The organism is Microbacterium maritypicum MF109 (genome assembly GCF_000455825.1).
GTDB classification, from domain to species: Bacteria; Actinomycetota; Actinomycetes; order Actinomycetales; family Microbacteriaceae; genus Microbacterium; species Microbacterium maritypicum_A.
The window spans coordinates 254,411-273,363 of the sequence record NZ_ATAO01000217.1 but is presented as its reverse complement, the minus strand read 5'-3'; the positions used below and the strand labels follow the sequence as shown (position 1 = coordinate 273,363).

Annotated in this window: 20 protein-coding genes and 1 tRNA gene; 12 read left to right on the top strand and 9 right to left on the bottom strand. The window is 67.7% G+C overall.

The window, feature by feature from the left end; all coding sequences use genetic code 11:
- Nucleotides 1-6 precede the first annotated feature (6 nt).
- Genes cydB through cydC form a run of 3 tightly spaced genes read left to right on the top strand, consistent with a single transcriptional unit; the run spans nucleotide 7 to nucleotide 4,375 of the window.
- Nucleotides 7-1,035 (top strand): cytochrome d ubiquinol oxidase subunit II, encoded by a 1,029-nt coding sequence (cydB, locus tag L687_RS39155; protein WP_021201307.1) that lies wholly within the window; start codon nucleotides 7-9, stop codon nucleotides 1,033-1,035.
- Nucleotides 1,032-2,690 carry a thiol reductant ABC exporter subunit CydD gene (gene cydD / locus L687_RS39150; RefSeq protein WP_021201306.1) on the top strand — a complete coding sequence of 553 codons (1,659 nt, stop codon included), beginning with the start codon at nucleotides 1,032-1,034 and terminating at the stop codon, nucleotides 2,688-2,690. Before cydB ends, cydD begins: the two co-directional genes overlap by 4 nt.
- Nucleotides 2,687-4,375: a thiol reductant ABC exporter subunit CydC gene (gene cydC, locus L687_RS39145; protein WP_021201305.1), complete on the top strand. Its 1,689-nt coding sequence runs from the start codon at nucleotides 2,687-2,689 to the stop codon at nucleotides 4,373-4,375. The genes cydD and cydC overlap by 4 nt, the downstream gene beginning before the upstream one ends.
- Before the next feature lie 45 nt (nucleotides 4,376-4,420).
- Here the strand turns inward: cydC and L687_RS39140 are convergent, their stop codons facing one another.
- Complete coding sequence (locus L687_RS39140) at nucleotides 4,421-5,197, bottom strand: hypothetical protein (protein ID WP_021201304.1); 777 nt, start codon at nucleotides 5,195-5,197, stop codon at nucleotides 4,421-4,423.
- Nucleotides 5,198-5,329: 132 nt separating this feature from the next.
- On the opposite strand from L687_RS39140, the gene L687_RS39135 reads away from it, so the two are divergent.
- Together L687_RS39135 and L687_RS39130 are read left to right on the top strand one after the other, a co-directional pair.
- Nucleotides 5,330-6,376 (top strand): hypothetical protein, encoded by a 1,047-nt coding sequence (locus tag L687_RS39135; RefSeq protein ID WP_021201303.1) that lies wholly within the window; start codon nucleotides 5,330-5,332, stop codon nucleotides 6,374-6,376.
- Nucleotides 6,377-6,439: 63 nt separating this feature from the next.
- Nucleotides 6,440-6,530: transfer RNA gene (locus tag L687_RS39130), tRNA-Ser, on the top strand.
- 111 nt (nucleotides 6,531-6,641) lie between these two features.
- On the opposite strand, the gene L687_RS39125 is transcribed toward L687_RS39130, so the two are convergent.
- The 3 genes from L687_RS39125 to L687_RS39115 all read right to left on the bottom strand — a co-directional run bounded on the left by L687_RS39125 (nucleotide 6,642) and on the right by L687_RS39115 (nucleotide 8,354).
- Nucleotides 6,642-7,046: a PIN domain-containing protein gene (locus L687_RS39125; RefSeq protein ID WP_021201302.1), complete on the bottom strand. Its 405-nt coding sequence runs from the start codon at nucleotides 7,044-7,046 to the stop codon at nucleotides 6,642-6,644.
- Nucleotides 7,043-7,297 carry a type II toxin-antitoxin system VapB family antitoxin gene (locus L687_RS42920; RefSeq protein WP_021201301.1) on the bottom strand — a complete coding sequence of 85 codons (255 nt, stop codon included), beginning with the start codon at nucleotides 7,295-7,297 and terminating at the stop codon, nucleotides 7,043-7,045. The genes L687_RS39125 and L687_RS42920 overlap by 4 nt, the downstream gene beginning before the upstream one ends.
- Nucleotides 7,298-7,412: 115 nt before the next feature.
- Nucleotides 7,413-8,354, bottom strand: coding sequence for a LysR family transcriptional regulator (locus L687_RS39115; protein ID WP_021201300.1), 942 nt, complete (start codon nucleotides 8,352-8,354; stop codon nucleotides 7,413-7,415).
- A gap of 122 nt (nucleotides 8,355-8,476) precedes the next feature.
- Here L687_RS39115 and L687_RS39110 point away from each other — a divergent pair, with 122 nt between their 5' ends.
- A complete protein-coding gene (locus L687_RS39110) occupies nucleotides 8,477-9,481 on the top strand; it encodes a DUF1852 domain-containing protein (protein WP_021201299.1) in 1,005 nt (334 codons plus the stop codon).
- A 20-nt stretch (nucleotides 9,482-9,501) separates the two neighbouring features.
- The gene (locus tag L687_RS39105) at nucleotides 9,502-10,539 is read left to right on the top strand and encodes a methionine synthase (RefSeq protein WP_200861075.1); all 1,038 of its coding nucleotides are present in this window, start codon (nucleotides 9,502-9,504) and stop codon (nucleotides 10,537-10,539) included.
- A gap of 34 nt (nucleotides 10,540-10,573) precedes the next feature.
- On the opposite strand, the gene L687_RS42915 is transcribed toward L687_RS39105, so the two are convergent.
- Together L687_RS42915 and L687_RS39100 are read right to left on the bottom strand one after the other, a co-directional pair.
- Complete coding sequence (locus tag L687_RS42915; protein ID WP_021201297.1) at nucleotides 10,574-10,735, bottom strand: hypothetical protein; 162 nt, start codon at nucleotides 10,733-10,735, stop codon at nucleotides 10,574-10,576.
- A 213-nt stretch (nucleotides 10,736-10,948) separates the two neighbouring features.
- Complete coding sequence (locus L687_RS39100; RefSeq protein ID WP_021201296.1) at nucleotides 10,949-11,893, bottom strand: NAD-dependent epimerase/dehydratase family protein; 945 nt, start codon at nucleotides 11,891-11,893, stop codon at nucleotides 10,949-10,951.
- A gap of 80 nt (nucleotides 11,894-11,973) precedes the next feature.
- On the opposite strand from L687_RS39100, the gene L687_RS39095 reads away from it, so the two are divergent.
- The 3 genes from L687_RS39095 (at nucleotide 11,974) to L687_RS39085 (ending at nucleotide 14,362) form a co-directional block, all read left to right on the top strand.
- On the top strand, nucleotides 11,974-12,606 hold the full coding sequence (locus tag L687_RS39095; RefSeq protein WP_021201295.1) for a TetR/AcrR family transcriptional regulator: 633 nt from the start codon (nucleotides 11,974-11,976) through the stop codon (nucleotides 12,604-12,606).
- A complete protein-coding gene (locus L687_RS39090) occupies nucleotides 12,603-13,286 on the top strand; it encodes a type 1 glutamine amidotransferase domain-containing protein (protein ID WP_021201294.1) in 684 nt (227 codons plus the stop codon). The genes L687_RS39095 and L687_RS39090 overlap by 4 nt, the downstream gene beginning before the upstream one ends.
- A 65-nt stretch (nucleotides 13,287-13,351) precedes the next feature.
- Nucleotides 13,352-14,362 carry an alpha/beta fold hydrolase gene (locus L687_RS39085; protein WP_021201293.1) on the top strand — a complete coding sequence of 337 codons (1,011 nt, stop codon included), beginning with the start codon at nucleotides 13,352-13,354 and terminating at the stop codon, nucleotides 14,360-14,362.
- A 31-nt stretch (nucleotides 14,363-14,393) separates the two neighbouring features.
- On the opposite strand, the gene L687_RS39080 is transcribed toward L687_RS39085, so the two are convergent.
- Nucleotides 14,394-15,437 carry a hypothetical protein gene (locus tag L687_RS39080; protein WP_021201292.1) on the bottom strand — a complete coding sequence of 348 codons (1,044 nt, stop codon included), beginning with the start codon at nucleotides 15,435-15,437 and terminating at the stop codon, nucleotides 14,394-14,396.
- Nucleotides 15,438-15,496: 59 nt separating this feature from the next.
- Here L687_RS39080 and L687_RS39075 point away from each other — a divergent pair, with 59 nt between their 5' ends.
- Both L687_RS39075 and L687_RS39070 read left to right on the top strand, forming a co-directional pair.
- Entirely contained in the window at nucleotides 15,497-16,021 is a 525-nt protein-coding gene (locus L687_RS39075; protein WP_021201291.1) for a hypothetical protein, read from the top strand.
- Between the two features lie 87 nt (nucleotides 16,022-16,108).
- Nucleotides 16,109-16,405, top strand: coding sequence for a DUF7882 family protein (locus L687_RS39070; RefSeq protein WP_021201290.1), 297 nt, complete (start codon nucleotides 16,109-16,111; stop codon nucleotides 16,403-16,405).
- A 141-nt stretch (nucleotides 16,406-16,546) separates the two neighbouring features.
- Here L687_RS39070 and L687_RS39065 read toward each other — a convergent pair whose 3' ends face one another.
- Nucleotides 16,547-16,777 (bottom strand): hypothetical protein, encoded by a 231-nt coding sequence (locus L687_RS39065; RefSeq protein WP_021201289.1) that lies wholly within the window; start codon nucleotides 16,775-16,777, stop codon nucleotides 16,547-16,549.
- Nucleotides 16,778-17,466: 689 nt separating this feature from the next.
- Complete coding sequence (locus tag L687_RS39055) at nucleotides 17,467-18,867, bottom strand: threonine/serine exporter family protein (RefSeq protein ID WP_021201287.1); 1,401 nt, start codon at nucleotides 18,865-18,867, stop codon at nucleotides 17,467-17,469.
- Nucleotides 18,868-18,953: the final 86 nt, after the last annotated feature.

The following is an 18,953-nucleotide window of genomic DNA, read 5'->3' as shown; positions in this document are numbered from 1 at the left end:
AGCATCATGGATCTCGCAACACTCTGGTTCTTCATCGTCGCCTTCTTCTTCGTGGGCTACTTCGTGCTCGACGGCTTCGACTTCGGCGTCGGCATGTCCCTGCCATTCCTCGGCAAGAACGACGTCTCGCGCCGACAGGTCATCAACACGATCGGCCCGGTCTGGGATCTCAACGAGACCTGGGTCATCGTGGCCGGCGCCGTGCTGTTCGCGTCGTTCCCCGAGTGGTACGCCACGCTGTTCAGCGGCTTCTACCTGCCGCTGCTGCTGATCCTGCTTGCGCTGATCCTGCGCGGTGTCTCGTTCGAGTACCGACACCAGCGTGACAGCGCGAAGTGGAAGGCCGGCTTCGACCGGATGATCGTCATCGGCTCGGTCGTTCCCGCACTGCTGTGGGGCGTCGCGTTCGGCAACATCGTGCAGGGCGTGGCCATCGATGAGAACCACATCTACGTCGGCGGGTTCTTCGCCCTGCTGAACCCGTACGCACTGCTGGTCGGCGTCACCACGCTGCTGCTCTTCTTCCTGCACGGCGTGCTGTTCGTGGCGCTCAAGACCGACGGCCAGGTGCATGAAGACGCGCAGAAGCTGGCGAAGAAGGCCGCCATCCCGACGATCCTCGTCGCTGCCGCGACCGTGATCTGGACGGTCGCGATCGCGATGGGCCGTGAGGCTCCGCTGCTCTGGCTGGTCATCGGCGCCGGCGCGCTCGCGGCGGTCAGTCTGATCGCGGCTGTCGGGCTCTCCATGATCCGTCGCGACGGGTGGGCGTTCTTCTCCGGGATGCTCACGGTGCTGTTCGCCGTGGTCATGCTCTTCTCCGCGCTGTTCCCGTACGTGATGCCGTCGACGATCGACCCGGCGTACAGCCTCACGATCGCCAACGCGTCGAGCACCCCGTACACACTGCAGATCATGAGCTGGACGGCCTTGATCGCGATGCCGCTCGTGCTGGCGTACCAGGCGTGGACCTACTGGGTCTTCCGCAAGCGGGTCACCCGGAAGTCGATCGAGGGGGCTCCGGCACACGCGTGAAACCCGTCGATCCGAGACTGCTGAGATACGCGGGTGCCGCGAGGGGTTTCCTCGCGGCATCCGCGTTGATCGGCGTCGTCCAGACCGCGGTCACGATCGCCTTCGCGTGGCTGTTGACCGATGCGATCACGGGGGCGCTCGCGGGTCGGGACGTCACTTCGTCGCTGCTCTGGCTGCTGCTCACGGCTCTGCTGCGAGGCCTGCTCATCGCGGCCTCTGATGCGGCGGGGACACGGGCGGCCGCCAAGACGGGGATGCAGCTGCGCACGGCGCTCGTGGCTGCGGTCGGGAGACTCGGGCCAGGGTGGCTCGCGCAACGCAACCAGACCGCGCTCGCGGTGACCGCGGGCCACGGACTCGAAGCGCTCGACGCCTACTTCGCGCGTTACATCCCGCAGCTCGTGCTGACCGTGATCGCGACGCCGGTGCTCGTCGCGGTCATGTGGTGGCAGGACTGGCCGAGCGGACTCACCGCGGTGATCACGCTGCCGTTGATCCCGCTGTTCCTCATCCTGATCGGCATGGCGACCCGCACCGTCCAGACGCGGCAGTGGCAGACGCTGCAGCGCCTCGCGGCACGCTTCGCCGACACGGTGCAGGGGCTGTCGACGCTGCGACTGTTCGGGCGTGATCGTCGCGCTGCCGACCGCATCGAGGTCACCGCGGACGAGTACCGCCGCGAGACCATGAAGGTGCTGCGGTTCTCGTTCCTGTCCGGCTTCGCGATGGAGCTGCTGGCCTCGATCGCGGTGGCCCTGATCGCGGTGTCGGTCGGGTTCCGGCTGCTGTCGGGTGATCTGACTCTCGAGGTCGGGCTGTTCGTGCTGCTGCTCGCTCCCGAGGCGTTCCTGCCCATCCGGCAGGTGGGGGTGCAGTTCCACGCTGCTGCCGAAGGGGTTGCGGCGACGGAGGACGTGTTCGAGGTGCTGGATGCGGCAGGGGAGCGCGCGCGGATGCAGGAGCTTTCGACGGATGCCGGAGGAATCGCCGTCGAAGCCCCCGGCATCCGGGAATCGGTCATGCAGGTGGAACCGGCGAAGGGCGGAAACCTCGTGGTCGAGGGTCTGCGGGTGCGCGACCTGCCGTCGGTGTCGTTCGCAGCCGGGCCGGGGACCATCACGGTCATCGAAGGGCCGAGCGGGTCGGGGAAGTCATCGCTGCTGGCCGCGCTCCGGGGCGCGGTCGAGTTCGAGGGGACGGCGTCCTACGGCGGCGCGGACGTGAGGGGGATCGCGCCGTCGGTGTGGCTCGCCTGGGCGGGACAGGCACCAGGCCTCACGCGCGGGACCGTGGCGGCGAACGTCACCCTCGGTGATCCTGAGCCGGATGCCGACCGGGTGCGCGATGCGCTCGACGATGCCTGCGCCGAGGGGATCGACCCCGCGCTGGAACTCGGCGTGCAGGGAGCGGGGCTGTCGGGTGGGCAGGCGCAGCGGGTGGCTGTCGCTCGAGCCCTGTATCGCCAGGCATCGGCGTCCGGACGCGTGCTCGCACTCGATGAGCCGTCGAGTGCACTCGACCCCGAGACCGAGGACCGGCTGTGGCGATCGCTGCGCGAGAAGGCGGATGCCGGTGCGACGATCCTCCTCGTCTCCCACCGTCGGACCGCACGGGAGATCGCGGATCAGATCGTGGAGCTGGGGGTGAACGCATGACTGCACCCCGCACAACCGACACAGTGCATTCCCGCGGTCACCGGGTCGGCGCCATCCTGCGACTCGCGCAACCGCCGCTCGGCCGCTTCGTGCCGGGTCTGATCTGGGGTCTGCTCTCGGCCGCCGCCGCCGTGAGCCTGCTCGCCGTCAGCGGGTGGCTGATCGTGAGCGCATCGATCGTCGACTCGCTGGTGCCGCTGTCGATCGCCGTCGTCGGTGTGCGCTTCTTCGCCGTCTCGCGCGCGGTCACCCGCTATCTGGAGCGCCTGAGCGGACACGATGCCGCGCTGCGTCAACTCGCCTCGACCCGCGCCGACATGGTGCGCCGACTCATCCCGCTGTCGCCAGCGGGACTCGGCGCGACGGATCGCGGTCGGGTTCTCGCAGCTCTCGTCGACGACGTCGAGAACCTGCAGAACCTGCCGCTGCGGGTGGTGCAGCCGCTCGGGGTCGCCGCTCTGGTCGCTATCGGGGCCGTCGGGTTCATCGCGTTCGTATCGCCCGCCGCCGCGCTCACGCTGGCCGTGTGCCTGCTCGTCGCTGCGGCAGCCGCGATCGGTTTGGGGTGGGTGTTCGGCTCACGCGCCGAAGCGCAGGTCTCGGAACGTCGGGCCGAGCTCTCGGCGGCCCTCGTCGACTACTTCGGCAGCCTCGACGTGCTCATCGCCTATAGCGCGGAGGAGCAGGCCCGTGCACGGATCACCGCAGCGGATGCCGCGCTGCGACGCGTTGTCGACCGTGCCTCGCTCGCGCAGGCCGTAGCCGCCGGCGTGGTCTCCGCGGTCGCCGGAGTCGCTTCGGTCTGGGCGCTCGCCGCGGCGGCTCCCGGCCTCTCGGACGGCTCGATCGACGGGCCGTGGCTGGCCGTGGCCGTGCTCGTGCCGATGGTGGTGTTCGAGATCTTCGGCGCGGTGCCGATCGCCGCCGCATCGTGGCGGAGCGTGCGTTCCAGCGCGGAGCGCATCGTCGACGTGCTGCCCGAGCGGATGCCGGACGAGCTGCGCGTCGACGCGGGTGATGACGTCGAGTTCGAAGGCACCCCGGCTGTAAGCCTGCGCGACGCGCGTGCGACCTGGCCTGGCGGGACGCCCGCTCTGAGAGGCGTGGATCTCGACCTCCGACCCGGCGAACGGGTGCTGGTCGCGGGGCCGAGCGGGGCGGGCAAGAGTTCGCTCGCGGCGACCCTGGTCGGCTTCCTGCGCGTGGAGGGCGAGTATCTGGTCGGTGGTCGCGATGCCGCGGAGCTCTCGGGTCCGGCGCTGCGACGCGTGATCGGGCTGTGCGAGCAGAGTCCTCAGCTGTTCGACGAGGACATCCGCCAGAACCTGCTCTTCGCGCGGGACTCCGCCTCGGACGAAGACCTGCAGGCGGTGCTCGAGCGGGTCGGCCTCGGTGACTGGGTGCGGGAGCGTGGGGGCCTCGATGCGCGGGTCGGCGACCGCGGCGCGCTGGTGTCCGGTGGCCAGGCGCAGCGGATCGCGCTCGCCAGGGCGCTGCTGCGCGGCTTCCCCGTGCTGGTCCTCGACGAGCCGACGGCGGGGGTCGATCCGGAAGCATCGAATGCCCTGCTGCGTGATCTGCTGCAGGCCGCGGGGGAGCAGTCGGTGCTGCTGATCTCGCACGTGGCGCCTCCCGAGGGGACGGTCGACCGCGTGGTGCGGATCCACGACGGCCGCACGATCTGAGGGGCAGCGAGAAGGAGCCTGTGGGGAGACCCGCGGGCCGTCGCCTCAGACGTTCATGTCGACGGGCGGTTCCATCACGATGCCTTGAGCCTCGAACGCGCGACGGCGCTCCTCGATGCGGCGGTGCAGCTCGACCTGCGCATCGTCGACGAACTGCGGGTCGAGGTCGACGGTCTTCGGGTGCGGGTCGCCGTGGTTGGCGGCGATGTAGGCGTCGAGCTCGGGGCCGCTGGTCCATGACGTGATGAGCGCGTACCGCGGGGCGGTGCCGCGGTGCCAGACCGCGTGCCAGAAGCGCTGGGTGTCGACGATGATGCGCGAGCCGGCGCGCAGCGGCAGGCGGATCTCGGTCGCCGGATCGAAACGGTCGGCGCGCAGGATCAGCATCGACTCGGTGTCGTCGGAGAGGTTGAAGAACCCGCGGACGACCCAGCCGGTGCCCTCTTCGTTGAGGCGGTTGTTGTCGTCCTGGTGCAGGTTGTAGATCGCGTCGGCGTACTCGTTCGGCTGCAGCTCGATCACGCGGCAGCGGCCGATGCCGGCGCCCGGCTCCTGTGCCCGGCGTTGGAGCGTCGGGGCGACCGCGACCTGCGAGGCGACCCAGACGCCATCCTTGTCGGTGCGCGGCGGGGTGTGGTTCCAGAAGCCGTTGCAGTCGACGTCGCCGGCATAGCTGGTGAGCGGGGCGAAGCGCGTGATGCCGGAGGAGCGCCAGCCGACATACTCCAGGCCCAACCATTCGGCGGGATCCGTGGCGGAGGTGTGGTCGTCGAGGACCACGTAGCCGGTCTCGGACAGCGCCTCGGACGTGATGAAGCCCATGATGAATACCTTCCCGTCATCGCTGCCCCCACAGGCGGCGGGTTCTTAGGCCATCCTAACTCGAATGCCCACCGCAGCGTGGGGGTCTCGCCGGGGAAAAGGCCCGACGGGAGCGTCGATATCCTGAGGGGTATGACTCAGCCGCAGGGTGCCCTCCTCGTGGGCAGCGTGAATTACGACGATGCCGAGACCACGATCCGCACCGCTGCGAAACTACTCGGCACCCGGCTCCGTCGCATTCCGGACGGCGAGGTCGGCAAGCGGTTCCACTGGATCATGTTCCAGCCCGACGTGATCGGTGAGGCCGAGGGCATCGAGCGCACAGGCGACGAACCCATCCCGTTCCCCGCCGGCATCGACGCCCGCGGCCTGCGCATCGCCGAGGGAGTGGATGCTGCGAGCATCAAGATGCCGCCGCTGGGGTATGCCGCCGCCGCGATCGAGTCGTATGCGGTGTTCGAGCGACTACGGGCCGAGGGCGCGGTGCCCGCCGGCGTGCGGTTCCAGGTGTCGCTGCCGACGCCCCTCGCCGTGATCTCCTCGTTCTTCCACGGCGATGACCGCGCGGCCATCGAGCCCGTCTACACCGCCGCGATCCTGCGCGAGCTCGACGAGATCCTCGAGGCCATCCCGCACGAGGACCTCGCGGTGCAGTGGGACGTCGCGAGCGAGATGGGCATCATCGAGCGCGCCGCGGGCTACGGAGCGGTCATGGAGGCGTGGTGGCCTGGCGACCCGTTCGACGGTCTGGTCTCGCGCCTGGCCGCACTGGTCGACGCGGTGCCCGCCGACGTCGAGGTGGGTGTGCACCTCTGCTACGGCGACGCGGGGGAGAAGCACTTCTTCGAGCCGCGCGACGCCGCGAACCTGGTCCGGTACGCGAACGCCGTGGTGGCGGCATCCGCCCGTCCGCTCACGTGGCTGCACCTGCCGGTGCCGATCGACCACGACGACGAGGCCTACTTCGCCCCGCTCACAGGCCTCGCCCCGGTCGGCGAGCTCTACCTGGGCCTCGTGCACCGCGAGGACGGGGTGGAGGGCGCCGCCCGTCGCGTCGCCGCCGCGACTCCGTTCGCCACCGAGTTCGGGGTCGCGACCGAGTGCGGCATCGGGCGCGCGCCCGCGGGATCGACCGAGGGCATCCTGCGCACGCACGCCGAGGTCGCCGCCGCCTGGTGACGTGCGCGGCGGCGTGCGGGTCTCGATTCGCGTGCGGGCCCCGCGTCGCGTAAGCTATTCCGCGGTGACGTGTCCGAGCGGCCGAAGGTGCAACTCTCGAAAAGTTGTGTAGGGTAACCCCCTACCGTGGGTTCAAATCCCACCGTCACCGCCATGGAAGCCCCCTCCGAGTGAGGGGGTTTTTCCGTATCATCACGGGGCTCTCCGAGAGCGAGCGCTCTTGCCTGGAAGTTCGATGGCGCCGCACGCTCACATGTGTCTGACCTCAGGCCGCGACGTACTCCTGGCGGACTCGTCCCTCAGTCGCCATCTCTATGTACCCGAAATCCTGGTCCGAGTTCAGGATCACTGCGTCGTTGGCGACCGCGTATGCGGCGATGAGGCAGTCGAAGGCTGCGGCTGCTCTCATGAGCCCTGTGTCCCACAGCGCCTGCTGAAGGTCGAGGGCGTCACGCTCGTCGGGGTGTTCCCACGCGGGGAGCAGCCCCTCCATGTCCGCACGCAACTCTGCGTACTCCTTTGCATTGCGCGCGGAGTGGCAGTACTCGAGGACCTGCGGCGGGCACGTGATGATCAGGTGATTCGGCGACAGGGCCCGGAGCCTGTCGCCGATCGCCGTGCTCCTGCCTGCCTTCTGCCAGATGCTGTTGTCGACGAGGTAAGTGGTCACCGAACGGTGCTCTTCTCCCGGGGAGCGCCCGTGTCGGGATCCGGACTCGTGTCCGGAGCGATCGTCGGCGCGTCGATCTGGTCAGTGTCGAAGTGGCGAGCGATGATGCGCTCCACGGCGGCGGGCTGGCGGCGCACCGCGATGAGCGTGCGCAGCGCGAGATCCACCGTCTCGCGGTTGGAGGTCGTGCCGGCAAGCTTCTTGGCCTGCTGAAGCTCGTCGGGGTCGATGTCAATCGATGTGACGGCCATGGCTCCTCCTTCGCGGAAGTTCTGTATAAGCCATTGTATAAGAATCTTTGGCGGGGTGCACGATCTCTCGGTGCCCTGTGGAGGCGGAGCTCCTCTCCCCCCGGAGGCGTACCCCTCAGCCGAGCAACTCCACCCCGAACTCGGAGACCACCGTGCGCAGTTCGGCGAGGTAGCGCTGTGCCTGCTCGGTGAGGGGGATCGCCGCATGCCCGATCCAGCCGATCTCGATGTTCTCGTCGACGTCGAGCGGGATGGCGACGATCTCGGGGTCGAGGTCGTCGCTGATGATGCCCGTCGAGATGGTGTAGCCGTCGAGGCCGATCATCAGGTTGAAGATGGTCGCGCGGTCGGAGACGCGGATGTCCTGGGGGCTGGAGAGGGTGGAGAGGATCTCCTCGGCGAAGTAGAAGGAGTTGTTCGCCCCCTGGTCGAAGGTGAGCCTCGGCACGTCGGCGAGATCGTCGAGGGTCACGCGATCTCGGGTGGCAAGGGGGTTCTTGCGGGAGATGAAGATGTGCGGCTGTGCGACGAAGAGCGGGTGGAAGGCGAGCCCGGAGTCGCGGAGCAGCTTGTCGATCACGTTGCGGTTGAAGTCGTTCCGGTAGAGGATCCCCAGCTCGCTGCGGAGCGTGCGGACGTCTTCGATGATGTCCCACGTCCGCGTCTCCCGCAGCGAGAACTCGTACTCGGCAGCCGAGGTCGCCTTCACCATCCGCACCAACGCGTCGACGGCGAACGAGTAGTGCTGGGTCGACACTCCGAGCAGGCGTCGCGACGGCGGACGACCGAGGTAGCGCTGTTCGAGGAGCGCGACCTGCTCGACGACCTGCCGGGCGTATCCGAGGAACTCCACACCGTCGGTCGTGAGCGTCACGCCGCGGGCGGAGCGGAGGAGGAGCACGCGCCCCACCCTGCTCTCCAGATCCTTCATCGCCGCCGACATGGTGGGCTGGGCGACGTAGAGCAGGTCGGCGGCGGCGCTGATCGATCCTTCCGCAGCGACCTCGATGTAGTAGGTGAGCTGTTGCAGGGTGATGCCGCTCGAACGCTTGGCCATAGATTCAGCCTATGTCACGGCATAGTTCGCGCGCATTACCCGATGGGCGCCCGCACTCGTCATCATGGAGAAACCCCCGATCGAGGCCGAGCCCGGCCGATCATCCCACCGATTGGCCGCTCATGGCATCCGAATTCACGTTCCGCATCACGACGACCCGTTTCGACGAGGACTACTCGCCCTCCGACGACTCCCGCATCACCACGAACTTCGCCAATCTGGCGCGCGGCGAGCACCGTCAGCAGAACCTCCGCAATGCCCTGACGATGATCGACCGGCGGTTCAACGATCTGGCGCACTGGGACAACCCGAGCCGTGACCGCTACACCCTCGAACTCGAGATCGTCTCGGTCGCGATCCAGTTCGCCACGGAGGGGGAGGATCGGGAGTTCCCTCTTCTCGAGGTGCTGGAGGTGACCATCGTCGACCGGTCGACGGGCACGCGCACCCAGGGGATCGTGGGCAACAACTTCTCGTCGTACATCCGCGACTTCGACTTCAGTGTGCGGTTGCCGGCGGCCAGCGAGGCCGCGGGGGGTTTCACCGTCCCCGACGACTTCGGCGATCTGCACGGCAAGCTCTTCCAGCACTTCCTCGATTCCGAGGCCTACCGGGAGCGCTTCTCGCTGTCGCCCGTCATCTGCATCAGCGTCTCGACGAGCAAGACGTACCGCCGCACCGAGAACCACCACCCCATCCTCGGTGTCGAGTACGAGCAGAAGGACGGCTCGCTGACCGACGAGTACTTCGGCAAGATGGGCCTCTCGGTCCGGTACTTCATGCCGCGAGGCAGCGTGGCCCCGCTGGCCTTCTACTTCCGCGGGGACCTGCTGAGCGACTACACCAACCTCCAGCTCATCGGCACGATCAGCACGATGGAGACGTTCCAGAAGATCTACCGTCCGGAGATCTACAACGCGAACTCCGAGGCCGCGAGCATCTACCGGCCGACTCTGGAACAGCAGGACTACTCGGTGACCAAGATCGCCTACGACCGGGAGGAGCGCAGCCGGCTCGCGGCCGAGCAGGGGCAGTACGCCGATGCGCACCTCATGACCCCGCACGGTGAGCTGCTCGAGCAGTGGGCCGCCGGCACCTCCGCCGCATCCCTGGTGGCCGTCGGATGACGAACCAGAGATCGCCGATCGTGCGCGGGCTGCTCCCCACCTCGATCGTCGGCAGTCTGCCGAAGCCCTCCTGGCTGGCCGAGCCGGAGACGCTCTGGTCTCCGTGGAAACTGCAGGGCGACGCCTTGATCGAGGGTACGCAGGATGCTCTGCGCATCGCCGTCCAAGAGCAGCGCGAGGCCGGCATCGACATCATCAGCGACGGGGAGCAGACCCGACAGCACTTCGTCACCACGTTCATCGAGCACCTCTCCGGCGTCGACTTCGACCAGCGCGAGACCGTGCGGATCCGCGACCGATACGACGCCAGCGTGCCGACGGTGGTCGGGGCCGTGAGCCGCGAGAAGTCCGTGTTCGTGGAGGATGCGAAGTTCCTGCGTCAGCAGACGGATCAGCCGATCAAGTGGGCGCTGCCCGGCCCGATGACGATGATCGACACTCTCTACGATCGTCACTACAAGAGCCGCGAGAAGCTGGCGTGGGAGTTCGCGACCATCCTCAACCAGGAGGCGAAGGAGCTCGAAGCAGCCGGGGTCGACATCATCCAGTTCGACGAGCCGGCGTTCAACGTCTTCTTCGACGATGTGCAGGACTGGGGCGTGGCGGTGCTCGAGCGAGCGGCGGAAGGACTGCGCGCGGAGACCGTGGTGCACATCTGCTACGGATACGGGATCAAGGCGAACACCGACTGGAAGGCGACCCTCGGCGCGGAATGGCGGCAGTACGAGAAGTCCTTCCCGCTTCTGCAGCGCTCGATCATCGACACCGTCTCACTGGAGAGCCACCACTCGCACGTTCCTCTGGACCTCATCGAGCTCATTCGCGGAAAGAACGTCATGCTCGGGGCCATCGACGTGGCCAGCCCGACCATCGAGACCCCGGACGAGGTCGCCGACACCCTCCGCAACGCCCTCCGATTCGTCGACGCCGACAAGCTCATCCCGAGCACGAACTGCGGCATGGCTCCGGTGTCGCGTGACGTCGCGCGTGGCAAGCTCCGAGCACTCAGCGCGGGAGCCGCCATCCTTCGCGACGAGCTCGTGCCCGCAAGGGTCTGAGGCTCCGGCGAGGAGGCGGCTCCGGCCTGATCGGTCACCCCCCGGACGGGTTCTCGAGCGGCTTCCCGTTCTCGTCGGTCGTCTCCGCCTCGAGCACCTCTTCGGTGTCGGGCCCGTCGCCGGGAGCGCCGCCCGATGCGGTGTCAGCTTCTTCGTCGGGGCCCGGTGTGCCCTGCGTGTTCTTCGGGTCGCTCATCTCCGTCTCCTTCGTTCGGTCTCGCGAAGCTACTCCTGACGGAGGGGGAGCGTCAGGGGGTTGACCGCGGCGATGAATCGCTCTCGGATCGGTGAATCGTGATGGCGGACTCACCGTGTGAGTGCGATCGAGTTCCGGGATGAGGCGCGGTCGAACGCGTAGGGACGTCCACGAGCCCGTGGCACCGACGAGCGGGCGGTAAGCGTCGCCCCGTCAGAAGCTCGACGCGACCGCTTCTTCGCGGATGATGTCGACGCCGCGACGGTAGCTCGTGACCTCGAACTCCGGGAATCGCCCGACGAACTTCGATGAGTCGAACCTGTTGTCGTGCTCGTACCGCGGCAGGAGCTCTCTGATCTCACGCGCCTGGCGAGACGCGAGACCGGCCGCGCTCAGCGCCCACTTCGGGACGACGGTGTACCCGGACCCGGCTGGTCGACCGAAGGCGGACTCTGCCATGGCGACGAACTGCCGATAGGTGGGACGGTCGGAGTCTGTGGGGAGGTGCCACGTCTGGTGAAAGGTATCGGCGGCGTTGCCCAGCGTCGCGAGGGCACGACTCGCGTCCGGCGTCCAGATCAGAGTGCGCTGCCGGTCGTCGCGCACCGGTAGGAGCGGACGTTTGCCGCTCTTGATCCTGTCGATGACGAGCGCGTTCGTGAAGCTCTGCGTCCGCCCGGGGCCGTAGAACTCCGGCGCGCGGGCGATCAGCACGGGGATGTCGCCGCGCGCCATCTCGTCGAGCACCATCGACGCCATCGCTGCACGCACCCTGCCCTTCGGGCCGACCGGTTCGAAGGGCGTGTCCTCGGTCTGCAGCCGGTCATCCTGCGGGTACATGTAGGTGTTGTCGAAGTAGGCGAAACTCGCGCCGGCGGCGCGGGCCGCGTCGAGGGCGTTCCTCACCATCGTCGGGAACTGCCGTTCCCACAGCTCGGTGTCTGCGGGCAGGCCGGCGGTGAAGTAGACGACGTCGCTGCCGTCGACCGCGGCGGCGGTCTGTACGGCGTCGAGAAGATCGGCTCGTACGAGGGTGTCGGTGGCGTTGACCTTGCGGGGGTTGCGGCTGACGAGTCTGAGGTCGGACGTGTGGTTCCGGTTCAGCTCGCGTGCGAGTTCCACGGCGATCTGTCCGTTCGCGCCCAGTATGGTCTGCATTCCTCGACTCGACTTTCGATTGCGATATCCGACACGGTATGTTTACACTGCTTACATGATCGTACGAGGGGATGTTATCGGTGTCAACTTCTGAGAAGACCTACCATCACGGCGATCTCCGTGCAGCTCTTCTGGATGCGGCGATACAGGCTCTCGAGGCCGGGGAGCCGTTTTCGCTTCGCGCCGTCGCGCGTCGGGCGGGGGTCTCGCCGGCCGCCCCGTATCGGCACTTCGCCGACCGGGAGGCCTTGGACTCCGCCGTCGCGGTCGAAGGTTTCAAGGACCTGCAGGCCGACCTCGCCTCCGCTCTGGACCGAGTCCCCGCCGCCTCGCCGGCGCCCGCCGTCATCACGCAGCTCGGAATCGCCTATGTGACCTTCGCCTTGCGTCGTCCCGCGGTCTTCCGGCTGATGTTCGGCAACGAATGCGACGAATCCGACAGCGACCGTGTGCGGGCGTCCCACGGGTTGCACGCCGTGTTGAATGACGTGATCGAAGCGCTGTTCCCCGGGGCTGACGCACCGAGCCTGTCCACGGCTCTGTGGAGCATGGCCCACGGCCTCGCCTTCCTGCACCTCGACGGCAAGTTCCGTCCCGAACCCTCCGAAGCGGTGGCTGAGCGGGTGCGGTCGTCCGTTGCCGCGATCTTCGCGATCGCCACCCGTGCGGCACCGCCATCGGCGGTCGATTCGATCCCCGGGAGACTCGCATGACCAGACGCATTCTGCACGTCGTCACCAACGTCGGACACTACGACGACCCCGACCACGCCACCGGGCTCTGGTTGTCGGAGCTCAGCCATGCATGGGAGGTTTTCGAGGAGCGAGGTTTCGAGCAGCGGATCGTCAGTCCGGCTGGCGGGCCCTCGCCGCTGGAGCCCCGGTCGCTGAAGTTCCCCAACTACGACAAGACCGCGAAGGCATGGCGTGCCGACCCCGCACGCATGGCGTTGCTGGCGACCACTCTACGGCCCGCCCAAGTCGATTCCGCCGACTACGACGCGATCTTCTTCACCGGGGGTCACGCGGTGATGTACGACTTCCCGGAGAGTGAAGGCCTGCAGCGGATCACACGGGAGATCTGGGAGCGGGGAGGGATCGTGTCCTCGGTCTGCCATGGCTACTGCGGTCTGCTCAACACGCGACTCTCGGACGGCTCTCTCCTTGTCGACGGTCGCAAGGTCACCGGCTTCGCCTGGCAGGAGGAGGTGCTGGCCCGTGTGGACAAGCTCGTGCCGTACAACGCGGAGGAGGAGATGAAGAAGCGCGGCGCCCTGTACGAGAAGGCGCTGCTGCCGTTCGTCTCCTATGCCGTCGTCGATGGGAATCTCGTCACGGGCCAGAACCCCGGCTCCGCGAAGGAGACGGCAGAGAAGGTCGCGGCACTGCTCTGAACGCGTCGGCGAGCGAGAGGGCGGCGAGAGGGAAGACCGTACCGACGTCTCGCTAGTGTGACGGCATGACCGACGAAAACGGCCCCGCAGTGATCGCCGATCTCTGCCGCCTCCCGAATCCCGAAGCGATCGATCGCACGACCTTCGTCGAGCTCGGCGGCGTCGAGCAGTTCGTCGCGATTCGAGGGCGCGATACCCACAACCCTGTGCTCATCGTCTGCCATGGCGGCCCGGCCCTCCCTTCGCTGCCGTCATCGTGGATCTGGCAACGCGCGGTCGAGGACTACTTCACCGTCGTGAACTACGACCAGCGCGCCAGTGGGAGGTCTGCGGCGGGGGCGCACGACGGGATGGATCTGAGCGTCGAGCGGTACGTCGAAGACCTCGAGGAATTGATCGCCTGGCTCCGGCATGAACTTGGGGTGAGTACGGTCGGCGTGCTCGGGCACAGCTGGGGAACGATCATCGGCCTCGCCCTGGCGGAGCGGCGGCCGGACCTTCTCTGGGCCTACATCGGGGTCGGGCAGGTGATCTCCGGTCCGGAGAACGAGGCCGAGAGCTTCGGTTTCGCGATGCGCAGCGCACTCACGGACGGGAATGAGCAGGCCATCGCCGAACTGCAGTCGCTCGGCGAGTATCCCGGCACGCAGCCTCTCACGATCGAGCGCATCGTGACGTGCCGGAGATGGGCGCAGCACTACGGCGGACTCTCCGCCTACCGCTCAGACTTCGCCTACTTCACGGACGCGGCCGGGCTGTCGCCGTATTACACGGCTGATGAGCGGGCATTGATCGGCGTCGGACAACAGGTGACCATGCCCCACGTGCTTCCGGCGCTGCTGTCCTTCGACGCTCGTGCGAAGACCTCGTTCGCGGTGCCGATGCTGCAGTTCCTCGGACGCCATGACTGGACCACGCCGACGGCTCCGGTGGAACGCTGGATCGACGAAGTGTCGGCGCCGTCGGTGGACGTCGTCTGGTTCGAGAACTCCGCACACCTGTGCATGTTCGAGGAGCCTGGGAAGTTCGTCGTGAGCCTCGTGGATCTGGCACTGCCCCATGCGCCTTCCGCCTGAACGGGCGGCGGGGTTCACGCGTGACGTCGACTCACAGGTCGGGCGTCTGCACCTCGGGGCTGTCGATGCCGTCGAACGTCGGAAGCAGGTAGCGCTCCGCGTCCTCCCGGCTCATCGGGTGCAGCGACGGGATCAGAGCGGCGATGTCCTCCGCGGTCGCAGCGTTCGATCCGCCGACACGTTCGGCGTCGTACCCGCCGAACGCCATGATCCACATCGTGGTGCCGGTGCCCGCGTCGTAGCTGTAGACGGCAGTACCGTCTGACCGCGACCACTGGTCGCCTGTGCGCACGCACCACGAAGGCAGCTGGTCGGGACCCCGATCCCACTCCCGCCCGGGTCCGCCGATGAAGTTGCACGGCGCGAGGGGGTCGGGTTCGACCGCGTTCCACTGGATGATGATGCGTGCGACGGAGCCGGTGTCACTGCGCACCCAGGTGGCGGCATCGGTCCCGGTCGCTCTGACTTCGACGTTCGACCACCCGGCGAGGTCGGTCACGAGCGGGAACTTCCCCGACCTGATCCAGCTCGCCTTCACCTCGGCCGAACGGTCGGCCTCGGCATTCGCGCGATCGACGGCCGCGGTCTCGGTCGGTGTCGGGACGAGGGCCAGCACGGCCACCAGCGCCGCGGCGGACACCGCGCCCGCGACCTGCAGCGGCATCGGCCCGAGGAAGATTCCCAACGTGAGAGCCGCGAGAGCACACACCGCGACATGCAGCAGGGCATCGGTCTGAAGAGCCAGAGGACCGAGGATGCCGTGCACGAGGCCGAACGCCCCCGCGCACGTGAGCACCCCGGCAGCGACCACTCCACCGAGGATCGCCGGCCGTCCCGTGAACGCCGTGCTCAGGAGCGCGATACCGCCTGCGAGCACGGCGAACGCGATGAGGATCGCCGCGATCAGCACGAACGGCAGACCGCCGAAGAGGGCGACGACCGTTGCGTAGGACACCGCGTAGTCGATCAGAAGCATGAGCGGGATCGTCAGCCCGATCACCGCCAGCGAACGTCCGGCCGTGGTCCGCGGAGCAGACCGGGCTTCGACGACCGCGCTGTCGCTGGGGCTCACCATGCGTCGAGGCTACGACATCCGACATGGGCCCGCGGGGGATGGCTGATAATCTGCGGCGCATGCAGTTTTCCGACGACGGGCGCACCCACGACGAGGAGGTGGGGGTGGACACCGCGTCGATCAAGGAGCGGGTCTATGCCACGTTCACGGGGCTCGCCATCGTGCTCGTCCAGAACTCGAACGTCGCCCACACCGACGCCGGTCGCGCGACCATCACGCTCCTCGTCGGAATCGTCGCGATCGCCATCGCTGGATTCGTCGCGGAGCTGCTGGCGCACCTGGCCGTGCATGCGACCTTCCCTGACCGCCGCGAGTTCGGCCGACTCCTTCGTCTGACCGGGACGGCGATGGCTTCAGCGGCGGTGCCTCTCCTCGTCCTTCTCCTCGCTGTACTGGGGTGGATCGATCTGGGAACCGCTCTCACGATCGCATCGATCACCTACGTCGCGATCCTCGGACTGATCGGCTACGTGGCCGTACGCCGGACCGACGCTCCATGGTGGAAACAGGCCATCGCGCTCGGAATCCTCGTTGCGCTCGGCAGCGTTGTCGTTCTGATCCAACAGCTTGCGCACGGACACTGAGAGGCGGCTGCCTGGTGGTGGCCGTCCGGCCTCGATCACGCATCGACATCGGGCTCGGAGACGCGCAGAGGCGCGTATTCTCGGAGCATGGGAACTCTCGAGTACAACAGTTCACGCCCTCCGATCGTGATCGACGATGCGACGTTGGCGCACCTGAAGATCGTGATCGGCACGAAGCTCCGTCGACACGAGAGCTTCATGATGACGTGGCTGCCGGAGGAGAAGAACCCTGCCGGTCGGCTCACCATCTGGATGCACCCCGCGATTCCGCTGGCGCTCGCTTTCGACGGCTCCAAGATGCCCGAGATCGACACCAAGCGCATCGAGCGGATGATGGAGAACCTCAACGCCCGCGGAGAACTCGTCCTCGATCAGCTCGGCTAAAAGTGATCGGCGAACAGTCGGAGATCGTTCCCGTCCCCGCCGTCCGCCATTCACTTCTCCGAGCCCGGCACCCGTTTCTCTGAGCCCGAAGCCCGCGTCACCGTCCCTGGAGCGGGAGCATGCAACGGCGCTCCACTCCGGTCAGTCGCGTCGAGCATCCTCGGCGTGAACGCCCTCGGAGCCACCGCCCGTGGGCGGCACCGTGGGCGGAGTGCCCTTGCCCTTCTCCGCACCGAGGTTGTCGTTCTCGTCCTCGTTCTCGTCGTCGTCCTCGTCTGTCTCGGGGCCGTCGTCGGTCGAGGGCATGTCGGGATCGATGCCTTGGGCTTCGACTGCGGGTGTGTCGTCCGTGTGGTCCTGCGGGTCTGACATCATGTTCTCCGTTCGCCGAGGTGGATTGATCGCCCAGTCTTGCCTCTGTGAGGCGTGCACGTCTGCCCGTTGACAGGCGTGCGCGAGCGAGCGGAGAATCCCGCCTGCGTGAGCGTGATCGCCCGGTCAGGCGGTCGCGAGGGGCGGATGATGCGGGATCGGGATCGGTCGGCCGGCGCGGCGCGGCGCGGCGCATGGAACCGCTGGACGTCTTCCCACACGTCGGCGGCAGTCATGTACGAACTCGCGAGCGGGAGGTCTCGTAGCCAGACGACCTCCACCTCCGCGGCATCGACCTCATAGATGCACGCGACCGTGCGTCGCGAGTCATTCTGGGCATAGCGGTGATCGAGGATCAGCCACTCGGTATCGGTGATCTTCCTCAGCTCGAATCGGGGATCGGGCATTGTGAACAACTCAACACTCCCATCGGTGGACCGGTATCGGCTGCCGAGGAGCGCACCACCCCGCGCGGCGCGGGGCATGCGTCCGCGCGGTCAACGGGCGCTCTTCAGCCCGCCAGAATTCACTGGAATTGTAATCCGAACCGATATATTGCTCAACCCGCGGTGCTCGCGGTTCACCGAGTGCACGGCGTGCGCGCGAGTGCACGGTCTGTCGACGCGAACCCCCCGTGCATTCGGCGAGATCCCGTGCACTCGACGAGCAGCTAACACCGTGGGCGCCGATCAGCGGCGGACGCGGGCCCGCGTCTTCGCCACGCTCGCGAGCGTGGCACGCACCGGGGTGCCGAGATAGAGGCCGAGCGAGGCGCCGGAGGCCAGGCCGATGCCGATGACCGCCGCATCGATGAGCGATCCCCCCGCGAGCAGCATGCCCGTGGAGGTGCCGGCGGCGTGGACCATCTCGAGCAGCCCCTGGAACACCGCGACTCCGGGGACGAGCGGCACGATCGCGGCGGTGGTCACCGCGACCGAGGGCACGTGCAGGTTGCGTGCGATCAGCATCCCGAGGAAGCTCGCCAGCAGGGCACCGACCGCGCTCGCCGCCGCGGGGTGCAGGTTCAGCGCCACCGATGTCGAGTAGCCGGCGAGGGTGACAGCGCTGAGCAGCGCGCTGACGAGGATGATCCGTATGCCGGCACCGTTGAACACGGCTACGGCGACCGCGATGATGATCGCTCCGGCGAACTGGTTCACGAGCGGTCCGAACGGCGCGGGGTCGTCGGGGAGGTCCATGGTGAAGCCCAGGACGCCGCCGAGTTCCAGGCCGACGAGGATGCCGATCACCACGCCGAGGGTCTGCATGGTGAGATCGAGGATGCGTCCGCCGGCCGTGAGGGCGAAGCCGTCGATCGCGTCCTGCGCGGCGCCGACCACGGTCAGGCCGGCGAGCATCAGCACGATGCCGGAGGCGACGATGATCGACGGGCGGATGCCGACGAACGGTTCGATCCCGGCGGTACCGAGCGCGGAGACCACGACAGCCACGACCGTGGTCACGAATCCTCCGGCGATCTGGCTGAAGAACAGCGGCACCCGGAGTCGCGCGAGCCCCGCCTGTGTCAGTGCCGCGCACAGCGCCGCGACGAACGTGAGACCGACGATGATCGGGGCGGCGCCGAGCATGATGCTGACGCCGACGGCGAGCAGGGCGCGCGCGACGATCACGACCGGCTGCTGGTAGCGGAACGGCACCCGCCGGATGGCGCGGAACGTGGTGCGCGCGGATTCGAGGTCGAGGCCGCCGTCGATGTCGGCGACCAGGGCCTGCACGCGCTGCAGCTTCGCGTGATCGGGAGCGGTGACACGCACGACGCGCACGAGGGTCTCGGGCCAGACCTCGCCGCTCAGATGGAACGACACCGTGATCGAGTTGTAGGTGACGTCGACCTGCACGCCCCGCATCCCGTAGGCATCACACACACGGGTGATCGCGAGCGTGACCTCGTGTGCTGAGGCGCCGACGGCGAACATCGATTCACCGATGCGGGTCGCGAGATCGAGCACCCGGGGGACCGTGCGCTCGTCGATGACGGGCATCGCCTCGGTGTGCGCGACGGCCGAGGGATCGGTGTGCAGCAGACGGCGCACGGAGGAGAACAGCGGCCGGCGGGATCTCGCGGACATATGCTCCATTCTCCCGCCCGGGCGCGTGATCGGGGGAAGGCTGTCCGGTCGTGGGCGCACTCGCTCGCGGTTAGCGCGTCGGACGT